Annotated in this window: 23 protein-coding genes and 2 tRNA genes; 13 read left to right on the plus strand and 12 right to left on the minus strand. The window is 47.9% G+C overall.

What is annotated here, in order from left to right; all coding sequences use genetic code 11:
• Positions 1-301 precede the first annotated feature (301 nt).
• The 5 genes from EST55_RS12025 (at position 302) to EST55_RS12045 (ending at position 4900) form a co-directional block, all read left to right on the plus strand.
• Entirely contained in the window at positions 302-1504 is a 1203-nt protein-coding gene (locus EST55_RS12025) for an aspartate aminotransferase family protein (protein ID WP_205702595.1), read from the plus strand.
• A gap of 16 nt (positions 1505-1520) precedes the next feature.
• Positions 1521-2546, plus strand: a complete 1026-nt coding sequence (astA, locus tag EST55_RS12030; protein WP_129497649.1) for an arginine N-succinyltransferase — start codon at positions 1521-1523, stop codon at positions 2544-2546.
• A 15-nt stretch (positions 2547-2561) separates the two neighbouring features.
• A complete protein-coding gene (gene astD / locus EST55_RS12035; RefSeq protein WP_129497650.1) occupies positions 2562-4031 on the plus strand; it encodes a succinylglutamate-semialdehyde dehydrogenase in 1470 nt (489 codons plus the stop codon).
• A gap of 71 nt (positions 4032-4102) precedes the next feature.
• Positions 4103-4453, plus strand: a complete 351-nt coding sequence (locus EST55_RS12040) for a DUF3802 family protein (RefSeq protein ID WP_088767368.1) — start codon at positions 4103-4105, stop codon at positions 4451-4453.
• 42 nt (positions 4454-4495) lie between these two features.
• Positions 4496-4900 carry an OsmC family protein gene (locus tag EST55_RS12045; protein ID WP_198511848.1) on the plus strand — a complete coding sequence of 135 codons (405 nt, stop codon included), beginning with the start codon at positions 4496-4498 and terminating at the stop codon, positions 4898-4900.
• A gap of 2 nt (positions 4901-4902) precedes the next feature.
• Here the strand turns inward: EST55_RS12045 and EST55_RS12050 are convergent, their stop codons facing one another.
• The 3 genes from EST55_RS12050 to EST55_RS12060 form a co-directional block, all read right to left on the minus strand.
• Complete coding sequence (locus EST55_RS12050) at positions 4903-5805, minus strand: phosphoribulokinase (protein WP_088767370.1); 903 nt, start codon at positions 5803-5805, stop codon at positions 4903-4905.
• 61 nt (positions 5806-5866) lie between these two features.
• The gene (locus EST55_RS12055; protein WP_088767371.1) at positions 5867-6091 is read right to left on the minus strand and encodes a SlyX family protein; all 225 of its coding nucleotides are present in this window, start codon (positions 6089-6091) and stop codon (positions 5867-5869) included.
• Positions 6091-7083 carry a PQQ-binding-like beta-propeller repeat protein gene (locus EST55_RS12060; protein ID WP_129497651.1) on the minus strand — a complete coding sequence of 331 codons (993 nt, stop codon included), beginning with the start codon at positions 7081-7083 and terminating at the stop codon, positions 6091-6093. The genes EST55_RS12055 and EST55_RS12060 overlap by 1 nt, the downstream gene beginning before the upstream one ends.
• A 94-nt stretch (positions 7084-7177) precedes the next feature.
• On the opposite strand from EST55_RS12060, the gene fkpA reads away from it, so the two are divergent.
• Positions 7178-7933, plus strand: coding sequence for an FKBP-type peptidyl-prolyl cis-trans isomerase (gene fkpA / locus EST55_RS12065; RefSeq protein ID WP_129497652.1), 756 nt, complete (start codon positions 7178-7180; stop codon positions 7931-7933).
• Between the two features lie 55 nt (positions 7934-7988).
• On the opposite strand, the gene rsd is transcribed toward fkpA, so the two are convergent.
• The gene (gene rsd / locus EST55_RS12070) at positions 7989-8465 is read right to left on the minus strand and encodes a sigma D regulator (protein WP_129497653.1); all 477 of its coding nucleotides are present in this window, start codon (positions 8463-8465) and stop codon (positions 7989-7991) included.
• Between the two features lie 102 nt (positions 8466-8567).
• Between rsd and nudC the strand changes: the two genes are divergently transcribed.
• The 4 genes from nudC to EST55_RS12090 all read left to right on the plus strand — a co-directional run bounded on the left by nudC (position 8568) and on the right by EST55_RS12090 (position 14822).
• Positions 8568-9365, plus strand: coding sequence for an NAD(+) diphosphatase (gene nudC, locus EST55_RS12075; RefSeq protein WP_129497654.1), 798 nt, complete (start codon positions 8568-8570; stop codon positions 9363-9365).
• Between the two features lie 86 nt (positions 9366-9451).
• On the plus strand, positions 9452-10522 hold the full coding sequence (gene hemE, locus EST55_RS12080) for a uroporphyrinogen decarboxylase (RefSeq protein ID WP_129497655.1): 1071 nt from the start codon (positions 9452-9454) through the stop codon (positions 10520-10522).
• 142 nt (positions 10523-10664) lie between these two features.
• On the plus strand, positions 10665-11720 hold the full coding sequence (locus EST55_RS12085; RefSeq protein ID WP_129497656.1) for an efflux RND transporter periplasmic adaptor subunit: 1056 nt from the start codon (positions 10665-10667) through the stop codon (positions 11718-11720).
• A gap of 3 nt (positions 11721-11723) precedes the next feature.
• Positions 11724-14822, plus strand: coding sequence for an efflux RND transporter permease subunit (locus tag EST55_RS12090; protein ID WP_129497657.1), 3099 nt, complete (start codon positions 11724-11726; stop codon positions 14820-14822).
• Here the strand turns inward: EST55_RS12090 and EST55_RS12095 are convergent.
• From EST55_RS12095 to rsgA, 3 genes are read right to left on the minus strand one after another with little or no spacing between them, the layout of a single operon-like run.
• Positions 14819-15547: a glycerophosphodiester phosphodiesterase gene (locus EST55_RS12095; RefSeq protein ID WP_129497658.1), complete on the minus strand. Its 729-nt coding sequence runs from the start codon at positions 15545-15547 to the stop codon at positions 14819-14821. The two genes, EST55_RS12090 and EST55_RS12095, sit on opposite strands and share 4 nt — an antisense overlap.
• The gene (gene asd, locus EST55_RS12100; protein WP_129497697.1) at positions 15544-16392 is read right to left on the minus strand and encodes an archaetidylserine decarboxylase; all 849 of its coding nucleotides are present in this window, start codon (positions 16390-16392) and stop codon (positions 15544-15546) included. The genes EST55_RS12095 and asd overlap by 4 nt, the downstream gene beginning before the upstream one ends.
• A 44-nt stretch (positions 16393-16436) precedes the next feature.
• The gene (gene rsgA / locus EST55_RS12105) at positions 16437-17480 is read right to left on the minus strand and encodes a small ribosomal subunit biogenesis GTPase RsgA (RefSeq protein ID WP_129497659.1); all 1044 of its coding nucleotides are present in this window, start codon (positions 17478-17480) and stop codon (positions 16437-16439) included.
• Between the two features lie 69 nt (positions 17481-17549).
• Between rsgA and orn the strand changes: the two genes are divergently transcribed.
• The 3 genes from orn (at position 17550) to EST55_RS12120 (ending at position 18359) form a co-directional block, all read left to right on the plus strand.
• Positions 17550-18101 carry an oligoribonuclease gene (orn, locus tag EST55_RS12110; RefSeq protein WP_058578412.1) on the plus strand — a complete coding sequence of 184 codons (552 nt, stop codon included), beginning with the start codon at positions 17550-17552 and terminating at the stop codon, positions 18099-18101.
• A gap of 68 nt (positions 18102-18169) precedes the next feature.
• Positions 18170-18245 (plus strand) — tRNA-Gly (locus tag EST55_RS12115).
• A 38-nt stretch (positions 18246-18283) separates the two neighbouring features.
• Positions 18284-18359 (plus strand) — tRNA-Gly (locus tag EST55_RS12120).
• A gap of 15 nt (positions 18360-18374) precedes the next feature.
• Here the strand turns inward: EST55_RS12120 and EST55_RS12125 are convergent.
• From EST55_RS12125 to EST55_RS12145, 5 genes are all read right to left on the minus strand, one after another.
• Positions 18375-19685: a type II toxin-antitoxin system HipA family toxin gene (locus EST55_RS12125; protein WP_129497660.1), complete on the minus strand. Its 1311-nt coding sequence runs from the start codon at positions 19683-19685 to the stop codon at positions 18375-18377.
• Complete coding sequence (locus EST55_RS12130) at positions 19685-19942, minus strand: helix-turn-helix domain-containing protein (RefSeq protein WP_129497661.1); 258 nt, start codon at positions 19940-19942, stop codon at positions 19685-19687. Before EST55_RS12130 ends, EST55_RS12125 begins: the two co-directional genes overlap by 1 nt.
• Before the next feature lie 130 nt (positions 19943-20072).
• Complete coding sequence (locus tag EST55_RS12135; RefSeq protein WP_129497662.1) at positions 20073-21218, minus strand: dicarboxylate/amino acid:cation symporter; 1146 nt, start codon at positions 21216-21218, stop codon at positions 20073-20075.
• Between the two features lie 45 nt (positions 21219-21263).
• Positions 21264-22181 (minus strand): histone deacetylase family protein, encoded by a 918-nt coding sequence (locus tag EST55_RS12140; RefSeq protein WP_129497663.1) that lies wholly within the window; start codon positions 22179-22181, stop codon positions 21264-21266.
• A gap of 3 nt (positions 22182-22184) precedes the next feature.
• On the minus strand, positions 22185-24026 hold the full coding sequence (locus EST55_RS12145) for a bifunctional acetyl-CoA hydrolase/transferase family protein/GNAT family N-acetyltransferase (RefSeq protein WP_129497664.1): 1842 nt from the start codon (positions 24024-24026) through the stop codon (positions 22185-22187).
• Positions 24027-24104 lie beyond the last annotated feature (78 nt).

Consider the following 24104-nt stretch of genomic DNA (forward strand, 5'->3'; position numbering starts at 1 on the left):
CTAAAAGAAGAACGAACAAAAAGCAATGCAATTCATGATAAAGAGTTGTTAATAAGTTTTACAACACGAAACTTAAAGAAAAAAGTGTGAGTAAAGATTCAGTCACTATTCGCGCTTAAGCATAACTATTCAGTTAAAACGCAATAAATTCCCAAATGCTGATATGAAAAGGGGTTTGAAAGGAATTAACACAGACAAGCTGGTCAAATTTTGGCATAATAGCGCCCTTTTCAAGACATTCATTTGTTGACACCTTTGTTAATTCGCATGAGCGATAAGGACGAGAGTAATGACAGACAAAATGGCAGTAAATCGCGAAATGTTTAACGACGTTATGGTTCCAAACTACAACCCAGCGTCAATGATCCCAGTTAAAGGCGAAGGCGCCCGAGTGTGGGATCAAGACGGCCGCGAGTATGTGGATTTTGCCGGCGGTATTGCTGTTAACTGTTTAGGTCATTGTCACCCGGCAATGGTGTCAGCGTTACAAGAGCAAAGCCAAAAGTTGTGGCACTTAAGTAACGTATTTACTAATGAGCCGGCTATTCGCTTGGCTAAAAAATTAACAGACGCTACTTTTGCTGACCGTGTTTACTACGCAAACTCTGGCGCAGAAGCCAACGAAGCGGCACTTAAGCTGGCGCGTCGCTGGGCCATTGAAAAGCACGGCGAGCATAAGCAAAAAATTATTGCTTTTACTAAAGGTTTTCACGGTCGTACTTTCTTTACGGTAACCGTTGGTGGTCAACCGGCGTACTCAGACGGCTTTGGTCCAAAACCAGGCGCTGTTGAACACGTTGACTATAACGATGCTGAAGCGTTGAAAGCACTTATTTCTGACGACACGTGTGCCGTTATGATGGAGCCGCTGCAGGGTGAAGGTGGTGTGGTAGCGCCAGACGTTGAGTTCGTGAAAACTGTGCGTGAATTGTGTGACCAGAATAACGCACTGCTTATTTTCGACGAAGTTCAAACGGGTTTTGGCCGTACCGGCACACTTTACGCTTACGAGCAGTTAGGCGTAACACCTGACATTTTAACTTCTGCTAAAGCATTGGGCGGCGGTTTCCCAATTGGCGCTATGTTAACGACTAAAGAAATTGCAGAGCACCTGAAACCAGGAACGCATGGCAGTACTTATGGTGGTAACCCGTTAGCTTGTGCTGTTTCTGAAGCGGTATTCGATATTGTGAACACCAAAGAAACGTTGGACGGCGTTAAAAAACGCGAGCAGCTTTTTAAAGAAGAACTGCAGCGCATCAATGAAAAGTATAATGTCTTCAGTGAAGTTCGTGGCCAGGGCTTGTTGCTGGGCGCGGCGCTCAACGAGCAATATGAAGGTAAAGCACGTGAGTTCTTGTTAGCGGGACAAGAGCACGGCGTGATGGTATTGGTAGCGGGTGCAAACGTTGTACGTTTTACCCCATCGCTCATCATCTCTGAAGACGATATCAAAGAAGGCCTGCAACGCTTTGAAAAAGCCGTTGCTCAGGTTGCTGGTTAATTACTGAGGCGTTTTTATGTTGCTAATCAGACCCATTAAGCCGTCAGATTACGAAGCGCTTTATCAGTGTGCGATTGAGTCGGGGCACGGGTTTACCTCGTTGCCCGTCGATCAGTCGTTATTAGAGCGCCGTATTGATCGTGCCCAAAAAGCTTTTCGAAAGGAAAGCGTCGAAACACCGGGTGACGAAAGTTACTTATTTGTGATGGAAGACACCGAAACCGGAACCATCGCGGGTGTGAGTGGTATTGAAGCTGCGGTGGGTCTGGATGAAGCATTTTGGCATTACCGTCTCGGTAAAGTCGTGCATCATTCAGAAAAGCTTAATATCTATAATGCATTGGAAACTTTGACCTTGTGTAACGACTACACGGGTGTGTCAGAGTTGTGCACTTTGTTCTTGCGCGAGCCCTATCGCCACAATATGAACGGTCGCACGTTGTCGCGTTTCCGTATGTTGTTTTTGGCTCAGTTTAAGCAGCGTTTTAGCGACTGGGTGATTGCAGAAATGCGTGGGGTTTCCGACGACAATGGCGATTCACCGTTTTGGACCTGGTTGGAAGATAATTTCTTTTCCATGGATTTTCCAAAAGCGGATTACCTAAGCGGTATCGGCGATAAAACCTTTATTGCTGAGCTGATGCCACGCTTTCCAATTTACACGAACTTGTTGAGTGAAGACGCTCGTGCGGTTGTCGGAAAAGTACATGACAACACGCGACCAGCGCTTAAATTGCTGGAGTCGGAAGGTTTCCGTTTCCGTGGCTTTGTCGATATTTTTGATGCGGGCCCAACGGTAGAAGCCGAGGTCTGCAACTTAAACAGTGTAAGAAACAGCAAAGTGGTAACTGTGAGTGTTAAAGAACAAGTGCCTGAAGTTGAAGCAGCGGTGCCACATATTGTCTGTAATACTCAGCTTGAAAACTTTCGAGCCACCAAACTGTTGTTAGCAGAAGGTGCAGATGAGCTGATTCTCGATAACGAGCAAGCCGAAAAAATGCATTTAAGTGACGGCGACGACGTTCGAGTTGTCGCACTTTAAGCAGGAGTTAAATTTATGACAAACAGTATTCAATTTATTAATGGAGCTTGGGAAGCGGGCGAAGGTCAGAAGTTCGACTCGGTCGACCCAGCTCGAAATGAAGTTATTTGGTCTGGTGAATCAGCCAGTGCCAACCAAGTTGAAAAGGCGGTAATGGCCGCTCGTGAAGCGTTTCCTGAGTGGGCTGATAAGTCTGTCGACGAGCGCTTGGCAATTTGTAAAAAATTCTCGGAGTTACTGGAAGAAAATAAAGAACACTTGGCGCGCACAATGGCGAAGGAAACGGGCAAACCCGTTTGGGAAACTCGCACGGAAGTCGGCGCAATGATGGGCAAAGTAGCGATTTCAGAAAAGGCTTACCATGAGCGCACTGGCACAGTTGAAAATGAAATGCCCGGCGCGAAAGCTTTTATTCGTCACAAGCCTCACGGTGTTGTTGCTGTTTATGGGCCTTATAACTTCCCCGGGCATCTGCCAAATGGTCATATTGTGCCAGCGTTAATCGCCGGAAACACCATTGTCTTTAAACCGAGTGAGTTGACCCCAATGGTGGCTCAGGAAACGGTTAAGCTTTGGGAAAAAGCGGGCATACCTGCTGGCGTAATCAACTTGGTACAAGGCGAAGTTGAGACTGGTAAAGCGCTGTCTGCGCACCCACAAATTGACGGCTTGTACTTTACTGGCTCGTCGAATACTGGGCACTTGCTGCACAAGCAGTTTGGTGGACGCCCGGACAAGATCTTAGCGCTGGAAATGGGGGGGAATAACCCGTTACTGGTGAAAAATGTGTCCGACATTGACGCCGCGGTTCACAATATTGTGCAGTCCGCTTTTATCACCTCAGGTCAGCGTTGTACTTGTGCGCGCCGTCTGTTTATTGAAGACTCAGAACAAGGTCGTGCAGTGCTGAAACGCTTGGTGGAAGTCACAGAAAATATTCTGGTTGATGACTACGAGGCAGATCCGCAGCCTTTCATGGGCGCCATGATTTCTGCTAAAGCTGCCGGCGAAATGGTCGATGCACAGAATGAGCTTTTGCATAAAGGTGCGAAGTCACTGGTTCGTATGAAACAGGAAGACCCTAAAAAAGGGTTTGTGACACCGGGTATTGTTGATGTAACCGGCGTTGAAGGTCTTGAAGATGAAGAGCACTTTGGCCCGCTGCTAAAAGTGTATCGTTATAAAGAGCTTGATGGCGCGATTAAAGAAGCGAATAACACGCGTTATGGTTTGTCGGCAGGCATTTTGTGTGACGACGAGCAGACCTATCGCCACTTCTTTAAGCACATTCGGGCAGGCATTGTGAACTGGAATAAGCCAATTACAGGTGCGAGTAGCGCTGCACCATTTGGCGGCATTGGTGCGAGTGGCAACCACAGAGCAAGCGCTTACTACGCGGCTGACTACTGTGCATACCCAGTTGCCTCTGTTGAGGCTGACTCGATGACGTTACCTGAGTCATTAGCGCCGGGACTTAAATTCTAGTCACAATCTGTGCTACTTTAGCGGTTGGGCAATTTGAATGGTTGTCCAACCGCATACATAAAGAGAGTCAGATGATAGTAGAAAACGACGGATACATTGAGCTGATTCAGTACTTAACGGGGCAGTTACCGTTATTTTCTGACCAAAGCGCTCAGGAAAAAACCGCAGACTATACGCTGCGGGACTTAATGGAAGAAAAGCTTTCCATGAGCATGATGGCGGTTTTTGAGCAAAACGAACTGAGTCAGGAACAACGGCTCGACATAGTCCGTGAAACCGACGCTATCGTTTATGACCTAGAAGAAGTTCTCTCCAAAGTGCTGGATACTCACCCTACCTCAGAGCAGGAAGCCTTCATTGATGAGTTTGTTGGGTTGGTCAAAAACTTGTTTGACGAACACCTGCGAGAATACCGCGTATAAACCTTTTTAAGATGACAAGGAACAATAATGGCTGATAACACGATGAACGCAAGAGTGAGCTGGCATGAAGATATGACGTTTGTGGCGACTTCCGGCAGCGGTCATCAAGTCATTATGGATGGAGATTCGCCCGGTAAAGCACCCAGCCCAATGGAAATGGTGCTAATGTCCGCTGGCAGCTGCGCCTCTGTTGATGTTGTCAGTATTCTACAAAAAGCCCGTCAGGACTTCAGCGAGTGCTACTGTGAGCTTTCTGGTAAGCGCGCTGACTCAACTCCCAAAGTGTTTACAGACATTCATATTGAGTTTGTGGTGGTTGGAAAAAGCGTCAGCGAAAGTCATGTTGAGCGTGCGGTCAAACTGTCAGCTGACAAATACTGCTCGGTGGCTAAAATGCTGGAAGCCTCAGTCAACATCACTCATAGTTATCGTATCGAAGAAGCGTAGAATTACTGTTGGCTGGAAATCCAGTCGACCTGTCGGCGAACTTGGTTTTTTCTATCCATTATTTGTTCAATCAATGGCGTTAGAATTAGCTCCATTGCCAACGCCATTTTCCCACCCGGAACGACTAATGTGTTGGTCCGGGACATAAATGACCCCTCTATCATTTGTAAGTAAAACGGGAAGTCGACGTTTTTAATTCCGCGGAAACGAATGACCACGAAGCTTTCGTCCAGTGACGGTATGTCCTTCGCACTAAATGGGTTAGAGGTATCGACAGTAGGTACGCGCTGGAAGTTAATATGGGTACGTGAGAACTGCGGCACAATATGGTGAATGTAGTCTTCCATACTGCGAACAATGCTTGTGGTCACTGCTTCCCGGGAGTGGCCGCGCTCTGAGGTGTCACGAATTAACTTCTGAATCCACTCCAAGTTAACAATGGGCACCATGCCAATGAGCAAGTCGACATATTGCGCCACATCATAACTGTCGCCGCAAACACCACCGTGTAAACCTTCGTAGAAAAGCGCATCGGTGTTTTCCGGCAGCTCCTCCCAAGGTGTAAAGGTGCCGGGCATTTGATTATAAGGCACAGCATCATCAAAACTGTGTAAGTAACGGCGGATTTTACCTTGGCCGGTTTGCGAGTACGAGCGGAAAAGCGACTCTAAGCGGTCAAAGTCATTCGCTTCAGAACCAAAATAGCTAATATGGCGACCTTGTTCCTGCGCTTTGCGAATAGCTAAGTCCATTTCCGGGCGGGAATAGCGGTGGAAACTGTCACCTTCGACAAAAGCCGCGCTCACGTCTAGCGAACGGAAGATATGCCGAACGGCTTGACCAGTCGTTGTCGTACCGGCACCCGAAGATCCAGTAACCGCTATAATTGGATGTTTTGATGACATAACATTCCCGCAAACTAAAACAGAACAGTTGTTATACGTTGCTTAGCCCGCAAGATCAATATTAGTAATGTGGTGGCGGCGGTTCGTTGGCGGGGTCGGAATCCGTGCTATTTTGTTCCTGCATCTGCTTCAGACGCTTACCAAGCCAACGAATTTGACGTTGCATCTCGGTCATTTGATGGGTCTGCTCAGTGACTAATTGATTCAGTGATTCAATGGTGTCTTCCTGAAACGTTAATTGCGTTTCAAGATTAGCCATTTGTTCTTCAACTTTTTTTAAATCCATTATTTACTACCTGTTACGTCAATTTCCCACCATTCAGCCAGCCCTGCCGAGCTCTCGCTAACGACGGTGTTTTCCTTTTCGTCGAATACCACCGCTAGAACTGCCGCATTACTCGGACGTCCGCCGTCCCGTAAGGCGACTCGCCAATCACTCAAAAGTTTGCCCGTGGCCGTATCCCACAAAGCAATTCGGCGTGACGGGGCACCGGTAATTAAGTAGTCACCCGACTGGCTGAATCGAGCGGCACTGAAAATACGTTGGCGGTCAGGAAACTTAAGGCGGCTAACTTCCTCTCCGCCTGGTAATGCTCTTATAACCGCGTTGTCAGTAGAGTCAGCTGCAAATGCGTATTTTCCGCCAGGGTGTAAGGCAACTTGTGTCATGCGACCTTCGTACTCCCACCGGTGTACTATTTGGCCGCTGCGTGTGTCCCATAAAATAGCCGTGTAGTCGTTAGAGGCACTGAGTACATAGAAGCCATTAGGTGAAATATCCAGAGCATTGACGGCTTCTGTGTGGCCATAAAACTCAATACGTCGTCCGGACTGTGGATTAAATGCGACTTGCGTGCCGTCACGCTTACCTAAAACCACCGTGCCACCGGACTTGCTGACAACGATGTTTTGGATTCGACCATTACCTATGCTCCAAAAGCCTAGATTTTTGCCGGTTTCTATGTCCCACATAGAAAATTCGTAACGTGATGCCGCAACGGCGACACTATTGTCGGCAGCGATATCGACATCAATAATTTGTGAGACTTCGCCTTCTTCGTGTTCCCACTGATACTTAGCATTATTGGCATAGCGAGGCCACAACAGGAGCCCGGTTTCGTCTGTGGATACCAAGCTGTATGATGCATCATCGGAGATATCGGCCGCGTAGGTGCCGTTTTCAGCATGAACTTTTTTATGAATTTTGTCAGGGGAAGGCTGACAGGCACTTGCCGCTAAAGTGAATAGCAGTATAGCGCTAAGCTTTATAAAAGGCATAGGCAACTCCCCTGTGGTTGTGTAGTATGGTTCTGTTCACTAACACTATTATGACATAGTCCGAAAGGATGCAAGACGATAATTGGAGAAAACAATGAAACATCTGATGAAGCCGTTGGCAGTATCAGCGGTCGCCCTGGCGTTAGCCGCTTGCTCACAAGAGAAGTTTCCGGCAAACGACACTCAGTTGCAGACAGAAAAAGACAAACAAGCGTACGCATTGGGCTCATCGGTTGGTGGCTTTATTGCTCGTAACTTAGAACGTCAGGAAGAAGCTGACTTTATTCTTGAACGCGATGTCATCATCGCTGGCTTTGTCGACGCTATTAAAGGTGACCCTCAATTGAGCGACGAAGAAGCGGAAGAAATTCTGACGGCAATGCGCCAGGAAGTGATGGAACAACGTCAAAATGTTTTAGGGCAGAAATCTGCTGAAGAAGGTAAAGCGTACCTTGAAGAGAACAAGAAAAAAGAAGGCGTTCAAGTAACTGAGTCAGGTCTTCAGTACGAAGTTCTTGAGGAAGGTGAAGGTGACAGTCCTTCTGAAACGGACATGGTGGAAGTTCATTATGAAGGCACGCTAATTAACGGTGAAGTGTTTGATAGCTCTTACGAGCGCGGAGAACCAACGTCATTCCCGTTAAACCGTGTCATTCAAGGCTGGACCGAAGGCCTTCAGTTGATGAAAGAAGGCGCAAAATATCGTTTCGTTATTCCGGCTGAGCTTGCTTACGGTGAGCGCGAAGTGGGTGGTGGTCAAATCCCACCGAACTCGACATTAATTTTCACGGTTGAGCTGTTGGACGTGAAAAATACTGAAGAAGCGCCGGCAGGCGACACAGAACAGTAATATCTAAACCAGACGTAGCCTGACGCAGTAGCGTCAGGCTACGAATGTTTTGCATCTATGCTGATATCAGCTGGTGTTCTTCCAGGTGGTTCAATAGCTGATCTTCAAACTCCATTCGCAGCTCAATGGCTTCACCTAAGGCCGATAAATCGCGATCAAATTTATCGCAATTATTTGTTGAGTCGATATCACCGTACTTATCATTAAAGTCCAGCGCGATATCGGTTGTATCTGAAATGAGCGGGAATAAGTCATCCGCTAAGTCATCAACGGAGTGACCCTGGCTGCTCGCTTCGCGCACAATCTGATCATAAATTTCAAAGTGACCACTGGACACATAATCAACCAATTGGCCGCAGAAATTTCGGATATCAACGACGTCTGGCAAACCTTTATAGCTGTTTTCATAGGGGGGCAGGGCGGCAAGCTTGAAATAATTGATCAGTAAGTCCTGACGTTCTTCCAGCCAGTGATCAATCGTTTTGTGAGCGCCACCCCAGCGCTTTTTTGCCTGTTCATTACGGCTTAACATGATACTCTCCGTTATTGATATCAGTCATCAATGTAAATTCTCAGTCGTTAGAACTCAATAGGTTTTACGCAAAAATCGTCCTACAGAAGAAAGAACGGAAATATGGCCACTTTATACGCAACTCCCGCCATTGATGAACCCGCCTGGTGGTTTGTCGTCAGCGCTGATCATGTTTTTCTGACGCATGATGGTGAAGTTCCTTTTGGACCGCTTAATGAACTCGCGTTTCCGGACTTAACGCAATACCAGGTCATTGAAATTGGCGAAATTCGCGAGAGAACTTGCTATCTGGTCATGGCGGATTACATGGATGAGCAGTTCAGTGGCGGTGACTTTGCGCCGTTACGACAACTGTTAAGCCCTGAGGACATGGAAATGTTTGCGATGGCAGGGCGCGCCCGTCAATTCAGTGACTTCCTCAATACCCATCGGTTTTGTGGTCGTTGTGGCACAAGGATGCAAAGTGTTGAATGGGAGTTGGCGATGCATTGTCATCAATGCCATCATCGTTGTTATCCGCGTGTTTCGCCCTGCATTATTGTGGCAATCACTAAAGGTGATGAATTATTGCTTGCGCAGGGAAAAAGGCATAAAGCCGGGCTATATTCCATTTTAGCGGGCTTTGTTGAAGCGGGTGAAAATTTAGAACAGGCGCTTGAGCGTGAGGTTTACGAAGAGGCGGGAATCCGTGTTAAAAACATTCGGTACCATATGAGTCAGCCCTGGTCCTTTCCGCACTCTTTAATGATGGGCTTCACCGCTGAATGGGAGTCAGGAGACTTGCACATTGACCCGCATGAATTGGTTACCGGTGACTGGTTTCCAGTAGATGACTTACCGCAAATACCACCGCATGGCACAATCGCCCGTACGCTTATTGATATAGCCCTAAAGAGGTAGAAAGTCAGTAGCTATAAGTTTTCATGGAGTGCGGGCGCGCTCGCTGTTAAAATGCGCCGCAGTATTTTGTTGAAAATGGATGAGTTATGACGGCGCCAGCGCTAAAGAATGATCGTTACCTTCGAGCCTTATTGAAGCAACCCGTTGACCGTACACCGGTGTGGATGATGCGTCAGGCAGGGCGCTATTTACCAGAGTACAAAGAGGTGCGGGCCGAAGCTGGCGACTTTATGTCGCTTTGTCGTAATACGGAGCTGGCGTGCGAAGTCACTCTGCAGCCGCTACGCCGTTTTGATTTAGATGCAGCTATTTTATTCAGCGACATTCTCACTATTCCTGATGCTATGGGCCTTGGGCTGTATTTTGAAGCGGGTGAAGGACCTAAATTTAAGAACCCGGTAAGAGACATGGCGGCGATTAAGAACTTGTCGGTGCCTGATATGGAAGACGAGCTTGGCTATGTGACCGATGCGGTTCGGATGATTCGCCGTGAGCTGCAGGGTGAAGTGCCATTGATAGGCTTTTCCGGCAGCCCGTGGACGCTAGCAACTTATATGGTCGAAGGCGGCAGTACTAAGAATTTCTCGAAAGTTAAGCAGCTGATGTTCGCGGAGCCAGAAGCAATGCACATGCTTCTCGACGTACTGGCCGACTCAGTGACTCAATACTTGAACGCGCAAATAGCCGCTGGTGCTCAGTCAGTCATGATATTTGACACCTGGGGTGGTGTTTTATCGCCTCGGGACTATAAGAAGTTCTCACTGGCCTACATGGAAAAGATCGTAAAAGGACTGACCCGTGAAGCGGACGGGCGTAAAGTGCCGGTGACGCTATTCACTAAAAACGGTGGCCAATGGTTAGAAGCAATGGCTGCAACCGGTACTGACGCTCTTGGTGTTGATTGGACAACTGACTTGTCAGATGCACGAGCTCGCGTTGGCAGTCAGGTAGCGTTACAAGGAAATATGGACCCAAGTGTTCTATACGCTTCGCCGGAACGCATTGAACAGGAAGTTCAGACAATACTGGAAAGCTTTGGTCATGGAGAGGGTCATGTCTTTAATTTGGGGCATGGCATTCACCCGGAGGTGAACCCAGAGCATGCGAAAGCGTTTATTGACGCCATTCATAAGCACAGTCCGCAATACCACAAGTAGCTATCGGGTAATGTCGCAACTAAAATACTGAATTTGCGATTAAAGACCGATAATCCTCGTTAAGTGCACCGCCTTTATGGCGGTGTTTTCCGTACAATAGGCTATGTTTAAAACCGTTGGACACAAGCGTTTAGAGGTCAACATGGCAAAGCGTACCTGGATTAACCCAATTACTATTGTGGTTGTCGTTTTAATAGCGGCAGCTGTGTACTTGTTTGGGTTTCCACCAAAAGAGACTGTAGAGCAAGGAGAGCAGCAGGCTGTACCGGTAAAGGTTCAGCAGGCGGAAGTCAGTGAGTTTCGGGATACTATCGAAGCTCTGGGTACGGCTATGGCTAATGAGACCGTCGAAATAACGGCGCAGACCCAGGACGTTGTTGAAAAAATCTATTTCGACAGTGGTGATTTGGTAAAAGAAGGGCAGCTTTTAGCGGAGCTTAACGCTCGCAAAGAAGTCGCCCGTGTCCAGCAAATTAAATTTAGCTTAGATGAAGCAAAACGCCAATTAGACCGCATTGGTGAGCTGCGCCGTGGAAATGCGGCTTCACAACAACAGCTTGATGAGCAACAAGTTAAAGTCAACGGTTTACAGGCTGACTTGGAAGTTGCTGAAGCGACGTTGCGAGAAATGAAAATTTACGCACCATTTTCCGGGCGGGTGGGGATTCGGCAGGTCAGTCCCGGCTCTTTAGTTAGCCCGGGGGATGTTTTCACAACCTTAGACGACATTAAGCCGATAAAAATCGATTTCAGTGTACCGGAGCGTTTCTTCGCCAGTATTGCGGTTGGCCAGGAAGTGATGGCCCGTAGCCGCGCCTACCCGGGAGAACTTTTCAGCGGGCGCATAACCAGTATCGATTCACGCATCGATCCGGTGACCCGTGCCGTACGTGTTCGAGCCAAAATCACCAACGACGACGAGCGCCTGCGTCCGGGGATGCTGCTACAAATAACGTTATTGCGCAGCATTGACGAAGCGATGTTGCTTCCGGAAAAGGCGCTGGTTCCAATACAAAGTCGCCAATATGTGTATGTGTTAACACCGGATAACCGCGCCCGTCAGAAGGAAGTGACCATTGGTCGCAGAAAGCCTGGCATTGTTGAGATAACGGACGGGCTGAAGCCCGGCGAGAAAGTGATCATTGAAGGTATTGTTCGCCTTCGCGACGGAATTCCAGTATCCGTTCAGGGAGAGTAATTTATGTTGTTGTCTGATCTCTCTGTAAAGCGTCCGGTATTCGCGACAGTTCTAAACATATTGTTATTGGTATTTGGCATTGTCGCATTCACCATGCTGCCGTTGCGTGAGTACCCGGACATTGATCGACCCATTGTCTCTATTGACACCGACTACCCAGGAGCCTCGGCCGAAGTCGTAGAGACCCAGGTTACCCAGCTGGTTGAGGACCGGATAAGCGGTATTGAAGGCATAAAAAACATCAGTTCGAGCAGCAGTAATGGTCGTTCTCGTATCAGCATCGAATTCAACCTGACTCGAGATATTGATGCCGCGTCGAATGATGTCCGGGAACGTGTTTCCAGGGTGCTTGATAATCTACCAGAAGAAGCTGACCCCCCTGAAGTGTCAAAAGCCTCCAGCGACGAAAGTACGGTTGTTTGGTACAACTTGCGAAGCGAGAGCATGTCCATATTGGAGCTGACCGACTATGCAGAGCGCTACATTGTTGACCGCTTGTCAGTGGCTGATGGCGTTGCTCGGGTCGTAATAGGCGGCGATCGCCGTTACGCTATGCGGGTTTGGCTGGATCGTGATGCGATGGCTGCGCGGCGCGTCACTGTAACGGATATTGTCAGCCGCTTGCGGGAAGAAAACATCGAGTTACCTGCAGGGGAAGTGGAATCGACAGACCGGGAGTTTTCGGTTCGTATGGCGCGAGCGTATTTAACACCCGAAGACTTTAGAAACCTGGTGATACGTCAGGGAGACGATGGTTACCTTGTCCGGTTAGGTGAAGTGGCTCGAGTGGAACTAGGAGCCGAAGATGACAAGACCGACTTCCGGGGCAACGGCGTCAATATGGTCGGTATTGGCATCATCAAACAGTCTAAAGGGAACACTCTTGAGGTGGTCAATAATGTTCACCGCGAAATGGAGAATATTCAGGAAACGCTTCCCGAGACCATGTACTTGGCGCCAAGCTATGACTCTTCTATTTTTATTCAGGGCTCAGTGGATGAGGTTTACAACACATTAGCGGTAGCGATGGCGCTGGTTATTGTTGTGATTTACCTGTTCCTGGGGAATGTACGGGCGACCATAGTTCCTGCGCTAACGGTACCTGTAGCCATAATTGCCTCCTACATTGTGCTGTTTGCGTTGGGCTTTTCCATTAACTTATTGACTTTGCTGGCGCTGGTGTTGGCCATTGGTCTGGTGGTTGATGATTCAATAGTCGTTCTCGAGAATATTTATCGCCGTATAGAAGAGGGTGAGCCACCGCTACTGGCTGCTTACCGGGGGGCACGAGAAGTTGGCTTCGCGGTAATAGCGACCACCTTGGTGCTTATTTCTGTGTTCGTACCTTTGGCGTTTCTGGAAGGGAATATCGGTAAGCTTTTCACCGAGTTTGCGCTGGCCATCGCCGCCGCAGTTGCATTTTCCAGTGTTGCTGCGCTGACACTAACGCCTATGCTGAGCTCCAAAGTACTGAGCAAAAAGGAGCGCACCAGTAAATTCGGACGTGCATTCGATGCGACGTTTAACTGGTTAGAGCAAGGCTACAGTAACATTCTGGAAAAAAGCGTAAAACGACCTTTGATGGCGGTTGTTTTAGTGGTCATGTCAGGTGTGGTTGCCTACGGGTTGTTCAGCTTTATTCCTCAGGAATTTGCGCCACCGGAGGATCGAGGGACCTTTTATATACGCGTCAATAGCGCCGAAGGTGCCAGCTTCGAGTCGAGCTCACGCCATATGGATGAAATTGAGCAAATTCTTTTGCCTTATATCGACGAGGGCAAAATTGATCGTTTAATTGTAAGAGCGCCCGGGTGGGGCGGTAGTGCCGGTATCGCGATTGTTGGCGCGGTGCCATTCGATGAGCGCGACTGGTCAAGTTTTGACTTAATGGAAGAAATGCGAGAGCAGCTGAACTCGGTAGTCGGCGTGCAGGCCTTTGCCTTTATGCGCAGCGGCATTAGTGGCGGCGGCGGTCGCCCTGTGCAGTTCGTGTTGCAGGGGAATACATACGAACGGCTGGCGGATTTTCGTGACATTGTTATTGAAGAAGCATCGAAAAATCCTGGGCTGCAAAACCTAGACAGTGACTATAAAGAAACCTTACCGCAGCTGTTGATTGAAGTCGACGAAGCCAGTGCCGCGGACTTGGGTGTGTCAGTTCAGGATATTGGTATTACACTGCAGTCAGTATTAGGGCAGCGGCGTGTCACAACGTACCTCGACAGAGGCGAAGAATATGACGTGATGCTTGAAGGGGAAAAAGCGGATTATCGAAGCCCCAGTGCTATCGATAATATCTATGTGCGCTCGCGTGAAAGTAATGAACTTATTCCGCTTTCAAATTTGGTCACCATTACTGAGCAGGCAACGTCAGCAAGGCTGAATCGCTATAACCGTATGCGCAGTGTGACAATCGAGGCGAACTTAGCTGAGGGGTATTCGCTGGGTGAAGCGTTAAGTTATCTGGAAGGTGTGGTTAAGGAGAAATTACCGGAAGACGTGTCCATTGACTACAAAGGTGAATCGCAGCTTTACAAAGAAAGTGGTAGCTCTATCGTCTTTGTGTTTGGGCTCGCGTTGATTATTACGTTCTTAGTATTGGCGGCTCAGTTTGAGAGCTTTATCCACCCACTGGTGATTATGCTGGCTGTGCCTATGGCCATTGTTGGTGCGCTTATCGGACTTTACCTAGCCGGTATGAGTATCAACATTTACAGCCAAATAGGCATTGTTATGCTGATAGGTCTGGCCGCGAAAAACGGTATTTTAATTGTCGAGTTTGCGAACCAACTGCGTGACTCCGGTGTCGATTTTAAAGAGGCGGTGCTGCGGGCTTCGCGTCAGCGTTTGCGCCCTATTGTGATGACTGCATTTACGACTCTCATGAGTGCTATGCCGCTTATTCTTGGCTCAGGGCCGGGCGCTGAAAGCCGTCAGGTTATTGGTACGGTGATATTTGCCGGTGTGGCGGTATCGGCGTTCTTAACCTTGTTCGTCATTCCTGCGCTGTACATTGCGCTGGCTCAGAAGACCAGTTCACCTATGGCAATTACACGTAAGCTGGAGTCGATGCAGGAAGAGTATCCAGACCATCACAGTTAATAGTGCAAGATAGGGTCATTGCCGGCAGTTGTTAAGCCGGCAATGACATTCTGTGCAAAGCTTGGATGGTTCGTGAAAATGCCATCAACGCCCATTTCGTGCAGCTCTTCAATATCGTGTTGTTCGTCGACCGTGTAGACATACACCTGAAGTCCCCGTTTATGTCCGTCTTCGACCAGTTCTTTAGTCACAAAGTCCACAGCAAAGTGGGCGGAATAAGCATTAAGATCCTCCGCAAACTGACAGTAAGTTAACGGACAGCTGGCACTTAAAGCGCCAATAAGGGCATCGGGGCGGCGCTTTTTAAGACGTTGCAGCCAATGGTGATTAAACGATGAAAACAAGAGTTGGTCTTGGGAAAAGCTCGTATGAGTCAGTGCGTAATCGACGTCTTTGAGTAGCTCACGGGTCGGGATGTCGCCTTTTAGCTCAATGTTCACATGACAGTGGCCATTAATGTGTTTAAGGGCATCGCGTAGCGTCGGTATGGGTTGCTGTCCAAATATTTTTAGATGCTTTATTTGTTCGGCAGATAAGTCTTTTAAGCGACCAGGCGTTGCGGTGAGGCGCTCGAGGTAGCGGTCGTGAAAGACGAAGCGCTCGCCGTCAATGCCGTAAACATCGAGCTCGATGCCATGGACGCCGGAATCCATGGCGCGCGTAAAGGCCGCTAGCGTGTTTTCCGGGGCTTCGTAACTTGCGCCCCGGTGAGCCCATAAAATCAATCGTCACTCTCTTTCGTTTCTGCTTTTATTTTTGCCATGACCTCACCCATGCGAGTTGTAGAGCGAGGCTCAAGGTCATCGTCAAATTCTATAGCATCCTTGGCAAACGTCAGCACCACGGTGGAGCCTAATTTGAAGTGGCCCATTTCTTCACCTTTCTTAAGGTGTATAGCCGCAGGGCCAGATGCCGGATAAGACCAGCTTTGAATGCGTCCACCAGTTGGCGGTGTCACAGTGCCGGACCAGACTGTACCAATACTGGCAACAATAGTGGCGCCAACCAGAACCATCGACATGGGGCCAACTTCTGTGTCAAAAATAACCACAACACGCTCATTACGAGCAAATAAATTGGGCACATTGGCCGCTGTGAGCGGGTTCACTGAATAAAGGTCCCCCGGTACGTAAACCATTTTCTTGAGCACGCCATCGCATGGCATATGAATACGGTGATAGTCTTTCGGTGCCAGATAAATGGTCGCGAAATCGCCATTCATAAACGGTTTGGCGTCTTCTTCGCTGCCGCCTAGCAGCTCTTGTAACGAGTAGTCGTGACCTTTGGCCTGGAATATACGTCCGTCTTTAATCTCGCCAAGTTGACTGACTGCACCGTCTACCGGATGTGCCAACTCGTCATCATCCGCCTTTAATGGTCTTAGTTCGGGCTTCAGACGGCGCGTGAAAAAGTCATTAAAGGTTTTATACGCTTGCGGTGATTCTTCAATAGCCTCACTCATATCAATTTTGTATTGACGGATAAACCAACGGATGAATGTCTGTGTGAACCATCCGGCACGTGCCGCTGCAAATTTTCCCATCAAGCGGGAAATAAGGTGCTTCGGCATAACGTGCTGAAAGAATATTTTGGCTTTATCGGTTTTTGCCACAGTTAATTACCTCTAATGACCCTACTGGGTTTCTGTGTTTTCATCGTTTCAATAATGCGATGATAATTAGAAAGGCGCCAGTCGTACAATTCATTATTGCTGACAGCCTCTTGTAATGCGCAGCCCGGGTCTTCTGCATGTTTGCAGTCCCGGAATTTGCAGCCGCCTAAATAGTCACGAAAGTCGACATAACACCAGGCAACACGCTCCGGCTCCAGGTGCCACAGTGAAAACTCGCGAATACCGGGCGAATCGATTAAGGCGCCGCCTTCGTTTAAGTCATACCAAGTGGCCACCGTTGTTGTATGCTGACCCAACCCGGAATTATCTGACACTTGTTTGGTTTCGGCGTTCACTTCAGGTAGTAACTGATTGACCAACGAAGACTTCCCGACACCGGATTGTCCGACAACAATAGAGACATGGTCTTTAAGTCGTTGCCTAAGTATTTCAAGCCCCTCGCCGGTTGTACTGCTGACCTGAAGCACCGTGTAGCCAATATTCTGATAGTCAGCTAAACGTTGCTTAATATGCGCTTTTTCATCGTCCCCGATATTGTCGAGTAAGTCGGCTTTGTTAAGTACAATAATAGGCTCAATACCTATGTCTTCGCATGCCACTAAATAGCGATCAATAATTTGTGATGAGAAGCTCGGCAGTACGCTGGATATGACAAAAATTTGGTCAATATTGGATGCCACAGGTTTCAGGCCGTCATAATAGTCCGGACGTGAAAGTAGGCTTTGGCGCTCGTGTACCGCGATAACAACACCTTGCATACCTTGCTGCTCAGTCGTCGCCCGAGCCCATTGAACAATGTCTCCACAGACTAAACTGTCGACAACTCGGCGAATATGACAACGATAGGTATTGCCCTGCTCATCTCTAATATCAGCGTGCTGTCCAAAACGGCTAATGACACGGCCTGTTTCAGGCGCATTAAGCTGGCCATCGTTCCATTCGACGTCATTATTTTTCAACCGCTTTTTCTGATTCGCCGACACACGGCGCTGCTGACCTTTATTGAGACGTTTGCGTTTTGCCAATCGGGATAACCTGTTGTCGAGCTTTAAATGACGCTATCATACAACAAATTGCATTGAGAGAGCAGGGTAATGGCTGAAGACGATAAGAAACAACGCTTAATTTGGATAGATTTAGAAATGACCGGCTTGGTGCCGGAAGAGCACCACATTATTGAAGTAGCGACTATTGTTACGGACGCTGAACTCAATACAATTGCCGAAGGTCCGGTTATTGCGGTTCATCAACCCAAGAAATACCTCGATCGCATGGACGCCTGGAATGTGAAAACCCATACCGGCTCAGGTCTCGTCGAACGCGTGCAAAAAAGTCAGCATAACGAGCGCACTGCAGCGGCAGCAACCATTGAATTTTTGCAGCAGCATATTGATGCTGGCGTATCGCCTATGTGTGGTAACAGTATCTGCCAGGATCGTCGTTTCTTAGCCCGTCACATGCCGGATCTCGAAGCGTTTTTCCATTACCGAAACCTCGATGTGAGCACGTTAAAAGAACTGGCTAAACGCTGGCAGCCAGAAGTAGCGGATAGTTTCAAAAAGTCAGGTGCGCACGAGGCCCTGGCAGATATTCGAGAGTCTATCGATGAGCTGAAGCATTACAGAGAACATTTTTTCAGCAAATAAGCCAATTGCGGCGCAAAAACTATTGACCTTATCGGTGGTATCAGTAGAATACACGCCGCACTGACGAAGCGGGAATAGCTCAGCTGGTAGAGCACAACCTTGCCAAGGTTGGGGTCGCGAGTTCGAATCTCGTTTCCCGCTCCAACGTCAGACTTTCCAGAATACTGCAAAAGTACCAATATGCGGGAATAGCTCAGCTGGTAGAGCACAACCTTGCCAAGGTTGGGGTCGCGAGTTCGAATCTCGTTTCCCGCTCCAAGTTTTATCTAAAAGTCAGCTAATAAGTCTCTCTTTTCGACGACTAAGACCTTCAAAAATAGGCTCTGCAACTTTCATTGGAAAGTGTTTAGGTAAGCGCTTACTAACCTTTTCAATCACGTTATCTGTGCTTTCATACATTACCTTAAGAACGTCCTGCATCTCTTTTAGGCTGTACTGCGCTTCCTTTGCTGAACTTATGAAGTGACGCCCGTAAATCTGAAAAAGCTTTGATTTTCGACCTTTTGAGCCTTTAAGTGTCATAGCGAGTTTTAAGTCTCTTAAATGAAGTCCTTGACCACCGACTGCTGGGTACGCAGAAAGAATGTCGTAAAGCGGAGTTAACTTGAAAGAACCGCCCGGCTCGATATACACAGAAAAGTTTTTAGCATGTCCGTCGGTTGCGCCTAGCAGAAAAAATAGCACCTGCGCAGCCATAAAGGTTTGTCTGTCTTTATGGGCATTAGAAGAGCTTTGTAGATGTTTCATAATTTGCGCTATAGATGGACCGCCGTCAGGTTCGTACTTGCGAGCGGAGGGGCAACTAAGTACCTGACAGTAGTCCTCTTGTGGCAGGCGCATGAGCCAGGATTTATCGCTGGAATATTTACGATCAAAGCGCTCTATGGCCAGAGCCTTTACTTTACCTGTATTTACAATTTCACAAGCTGGCACGTCGAACCCAAATTCCCTGGCGATTTCCAGACACAGCAGCTCATTTTCAACGCTGTCCGATAAGTCGATAGTATGGTCTGCTCCTTGGATCTTGCCGATAGGGAGTTTGATGATGTGACTTGTCGGTGTAGTCCCTTCGGGAATGCACCATTTATCTTCTATTTTCAACAGCGCCGTCTTTTCTTGCGCGCCGGCTATAGATATACGAAAGTCATTGAGCTCATTCACCATGCCAAGTGGTGCTTTTGACTGGTAGCCGAGAAGAACCTTTTCTAGCTCGCTGTCATTCAGAGGCTGGTAGTTTATTGTCTTTATATTGCCAGGTTGTTCCCCTTGAGGGTAAAACTGTAAAGCACCTACTGTATCTCGGCCTACTGCTTTGAGAAGATCGAAAGGTTGTTTCGAGTCGGCTCGGTAGCGTGCAACAATCCTGTCTCTAACTTCCTGGCTATCGGGCAGAAGGTTATCGAAAAAGTTGATGACTTCAGGACCTTCGTAGGCGTTCCTTGTTAGAGGCATTGATAACGAAATGGGGCGGGCGCCCGGTGTCTCGAGCCAGTTGATACTGTAAGTAAAACGGTGCGCGCCAGAGTTATTACGGTGCAGCTCACCGACCAGCAACCCGTTCATATAAATATCGAGTTTATCCATTACCATTCCTCGTTCCATGAGTGTTCAGTGTTGTTTTCCTGAGCGTTTTCCTTGCTCTTAATGCTTAATTCTAACCCCAGCGCTGATAGAAGCCGAAATAACGTATCTATTTGGCTTTTCTCAGGAGAAAGTTCAAAGCTTGAGACAGTGCCTTGCCTTAAACCAACAAATTCAGCAACTTTTGTCTGACTTAAATTTTGGCGTTTCCTTTCATCTTTCAAATGGGCAGCTAAAGCGTGGGGGCTTGTAATTTTCATATTATTCCTAAACGTGACTCCGTTTAAGAACAGTATCATACGCATTTGCGTATAAATCAAATTTTAATTGCTAGTGCGTATATATAAGTTTTTAGACGCACTAGCGATTAGCCGAGTTTTAAGGTTATCACTAACTCTTCTTCGAACTATCCACAAACATCGCAATAGCACCGTCACCGGTAATGTTACAGGCAGTACCGAAGCTGTCCTGTGCCATGTACAAGGCTATCATCAAGGCAACTGCGGTTTCGCCGAAACCGAGCATGGAGCCTAATAGGCCAACTGCAGACATAACCGCACCGCCTGGAACGCCCGGTGCAGCTAACATGACAATACCCAGCATTAAAATAAACGGCAGCATGGTAAAGAAGCCGGGAATAGCTAGCGAGTTGTGCAAAACCATAACCGCAACCGCGCAGCTGACAATCGTAATGGTAGAGCCAGCCAAATGAACCGTCGCGCACAACGGAACCGTAAAGTTGGCAACGTCGTTATCGACTTTGTTTTTACGTACGCTTTGTAGGGTGACTGGAATAGTGGCTGCACTAGACATAGTACCTAGCGCCGTAAAATACGCCGGCAGCATGTTTTTGATTAAAAACAGCGGTGAACGACCGGTTTTTATGCCTGCCATAATGTACATAGAGGTAATGTAAACCCAGTGCAAGGCAACGGCGAGTATCAGGATAACGCCAAAGGTTTTCAGGGTGTTAAAGACGGTACCGGCCACGGCCATTTCCGCAAAAATGCCAGCGATATACAGCGGCAATAAAGGAATAATAACTTTAACCAGCAGCAGCTCAATAATGTCACGGCCCTGATCTGACAGCTTTTTTAGGTTTTCTGCTTTGGTACTGGCAATACCCAACCCAAAAATAAAGGCTAAAACCAAAGCGGACATGACTTCCATTAGCGGTGGAACTGACAGTTCAATAAAGGGTTCGATAGTGGCTTTGGCTTCTGTAGAAACACTCTGAGCGTCGGTTGTCAGCCAGGGAACGACAATGCCGGCAGCGAAAAACGCAACAATACCCGCAGTAACCGTAGAGGCATAAGCAATGCCTAAGGTTTTACCCAGCAATTTCCCAGAGTTACTGGGTAAACTGGCGATACCGCTGGTAATAAAAAAGAGAATCAATAATGGGATAGTGAAGAACAGCAGCTGGCCAAACAGTGTTTTGAAGGTCAGCAGAAGTTGGCTGACCCATTCTGGCATGTATAACCCAATAAGAATACCGGCGACAATGCCCGCCACAAGCTTAAGAACTAATCCCATAATAGTCGACTCTTTTTTATGAATGTTTTAAGAATAGAAGTGCGCTTAGAGTAGGCCTTTTAAATGCGCAACAACACTGCGACCTAACGCGCTGAGATTATACCCACCTTCGAGCGTCGATACGATACGGCCGTCGCAATGTTTATCAGCAATTTCTTTCAGCTTAACGCTAATCCAGTGGTAATCTTCTTCTTTCAGCAGGAACTGAGACATTTCGTCTTCTGCGTGACCATCAAAGCCTGCAGAAATAAGCACCAGCTGAGGTTGGAACTGATCGAGAGCATTGAACCATTTTTCAGAAACGGCTTGTTGCCATTGCTCACCCTTGCAACCTGCCGGCAGTGGTACGTTGTGTACATTGCTGGCGCTGTTGTCTTCGCCTGTGAACGGGTAAAACGCCTGCTGGAACGAAGAGCAAAACACGATACGGTCATCATCCTGAACAATATCCTCGGTACCGTTACCGTGGTGAACGTCAAAATCGACAATAGCAACGCGTTCAAGCCCATGCCTTTCAATGGCATGATAGGCAGCAATGGCAATGTTGTTGAATAAGCAGAAGCCCATGGCTTTTGTTCGCGTCGCATGATGTCCTGGCGGCCGAACGGCACAAAAAGCTTGCTTATTGAGGGTCGTCATAACATCGTCAACTGCATTTATGGCGGCTCCCGCGGCTTTTAATGCAGCGGTTAAACTGCCCGGCGTCACTAAGGTATCCGGATCAATCCATTCATGATCGTATTCGGGAATTTCCGAGCGAATAAAGTCTATGTGCGCTTGTGAGTGGGCTGCCTGAATCGCCTCCCAGGGGGCCTCGGTAGCCTCTTTGCGTATAAGCACGAAGTCGAGTCCTGAGCGAATAAGTTGGTCATTAATGGCTTCAATACGGGCAGGGCACTCAGGGTGCTGCTCGTTAGGAATGTGTTTGAGGCAGTCTTCGTGGCTGAATACAACTATCGACATAATTTAGTCACTGCCTTCTTTAAGATCGAGCTTGAGCAAGACTTCACCGGGCTCTTCACTCGGCAAGCGCTTAAAGCCGCCTCGTTCAAACACACTCAGCATGGGCTTATTGGCGGCTAATACATAGGCTTGCATACTGTCCAGACCTCGCTCCCGGGCTATGCGGATCATTTCATCTAAGAGCTTTCCGGCCATGCCGCGCCCCTGGTATTTTTCGCGAGTCACAAAAGCGACCTCGCAACTGTTTTGCGACTCGATGTAATAGTAACGCCCAACCGCCTGAATCTGAACTGCAGAGCCTTTCTGGTGAACAATACAAAGTGCTAAGTCTTTGGACTGATCGACGCTGACTAAGTTACAGGACTTTTCGCGACTCATGCTGGTGGGTACGGCGTTGTAGCGCAATTGCAGCGTTTCTTTAGTGTGCGAGTAGAAAAATTCCTGCAGGCGACGCTCGTCAGAAGGGTAAAGCGGGCGGAGGTCAAAACTTTCGCCGTTAATCTGGAGCTTTTTGAAGCCAATGTCGCCAAGTTCTGGCACATCGACCGGCGTTTGCTGCTGATAATGCGGTACCCAGTAATGCTTGCGGACTTCTTGCAGCAGGTGATTACGGAATTTCGGGTGCGCTACGCGAATGAGCTCAAGCGCACGTTCTCGTATGCTTTTTCCCCTTAACGAGGCGACACCGAATTCGGTTACCACGTAATGGACGTGCCCACGAGTTGTAACGACGCCAGCCCCTTCTCTTATAAACGGGACTATACGTGACACTTTCCCGTCGTTTGTCGTGGAGGGCAGAGCAATAACCGGCTTCCCGCCTTTACTTAAAGAAGCCCCGCGGCTGAAGTCGACCTGTCCGCCAATACCGCTGTAAAACTGGTGACCAATAGAGTCCGACACAATTTGTCCGGTTAAATCGACTTCAATAGCACTGTTTATAGCCACTAACTTATCGTTACGTGCGACATTAGCAGGTGAGTTGACGTACTCACTCGGGTAAAAACCAACGTGAGGATTGTGATCGACAAAGTCGTATAGGGCCTTTGAGCCCATGCAGAAACTGGTCACAATTTTATTCGGGTGAAAGGTTTTCTTGCGATTATTAATGACACCTTTCAACATTAAGTGCATGACATCGTCGGTAATCAGTTCGCTGTGAATGCCTAAATCTTTATGATTACTGAGATACCTCAATGCGGCGGCACAAATATTGCCAATACCCACCTGCAAGGTGGCACCGTCCTCAACTAAAAGGGAAATATACTGACCAATACGCTCAATAATTTTACTGTTGTCGTGCTCTGGTGGTGCTAGCTCCGGCAGTGGCGACGAGTGCTCCCAAAAGTAGTTAATTTGGTTTTCGTGCAAAAATGACTGCCCATAAGTGACGGGCATTTGCGGGTTAACCTGAGCAATGACTGTTTTCGCAGACTTGGCGGCAGCCGCTACCACATCGACGGATACGCCCATTGAATGGTAACCGTATTTGTCACCTGGGGCGACCATAATCAATGCTGCATCTAATGGCAAAATACCGTTATTGAACAGGTTAGGAATGTCCGAAATAAAGCTTGGCGTGTAGTCAGCACGCCCCTCATTGACAGCTTTACGAATTGCGCCGCCACCAATAAAAAACGTGTTCACCTTGAATAATTGCTGATACTGGGGCTCTGCCCATTTGTTGTCGGACAGCGTCATAAGCTGCACAATTTCAATATCGTGCAGGTCTTTTGAGTTCTCTATCAGATCATCAATTAGCGCGGTTGGCACGGCCGCATGAGAGCCGATGAAAATGCGCTGTCCCGATTTTAGAACGTTTGACCAATTTATCTTTGTTTCTGTCATAACATCCGTTTTATCGCAGATGTATACTTTGTGCAATCACTAAAATTAGGGTAAACTCGACGATTAATTTATAACCAA

Origin of the sequence: Idiomarina sp. 29L (assembly GCF_004123135.1) — a bacterium.
Taxonomy (GTDB): Bacteria; Pseudomonadota; Gammaproteobacteria; order Enterobacterales; family Alteromonadaceae; genus Idiomarina.